The following is an 852-nucleotide window of genomic DNA, read 5'->3' on the forward strand; positions in this document are numbered from 1 at the left end:
ACCTTCGACGACGCTGGTATTGAGCGGATGGCGGCAGCGGGCCACGATTCCGTGCCAGTAACCCTGCAAGCGCTGGGCGAACTTTTGCAAGGCGGCGATCCCGCTTTGCTGAGCCTGTTCGAACCATTTCCCCCAAGCCTTTTCCGCGCAGGCCGGCTTGCGGTAGAACCAGAGCCGTTTGAGCTCGTCGCGCAGCACATAGACGCATAACAGCGACTGATTGGCCGCCAGCAGTTCCTTCAGATGCACGGCCTGTTCTGGCTTCAGGTTATGACGGTTGCGCAGCAGCAACCAGCGACTGGACTTCAGAACCTTGCGGGCCGGCTTGTCATGTCGCAGTTGGTTGGCCTGATCCACCCGTACCCGATCGATCACCTCGCGACCGTACTTGGCCACGACGTGGTACAGGTCAAAGACGATTTCCGCCTGTGGGCACTGTTCCTTGATCTCCAGCTCATAGGCCGTGGTCATGTCGATTGCGACCGCTTCGATGCGCTCGGCCACGCCTTCGGGGAGTTGTTCGAAGAAGGCGCGCGCCGTCTCGCGTGACCGTCCGGGCCCAACCCAGAGGACCTGTCGGCCGATCGGATCAACCACCACCGTGGCGTAGCGATGGCCTTTATGGAGCGCGAACTCGTCCATCGCCAGATAACGGATCGTCGACCAGTCCGGTTCGGCCACGCGCGCGCGCAAGCGCATCTTGTCGATCGATTTGACCGTGTGCCAGCCCAGTTCGTAGAAGGCCGCCACGGCCTGTACGCTGGCGGCCTGCAGCAACTTCTCGCAGGCCTTGGCAAACCGCTCCGTCACCCGCTGGTAGCGGCCCAGCCAGTCCAGCTTCTCCAGCCGCGC

Annotated in this window: 1 protein-coding gene; it reads right to left on the reverse strand. The window is 62.6% G+C overall.

Going from position 1 to position 852, the window contains the following annotated elements; genetic code table 11:
* On the reverse strand, nt 1–852 hold an 852-nt coding region (locus J5M73_RS30895), incomplete at both ends, for an ISL3-like element ISBma1 family transposase (RefSeq protein ID WP_207816847.1).

The sequence above is a fragment of the Pseudomonas sp. 50_B genome (genome assembly GCF_017491625.1).
GTDB lineage: Bacteria > Pseudomonadota > Gammaproteobacteria > Pseudomonadales > Pseudomonadaceae > Aquipseudomonas > Aquipseudomonas danubii.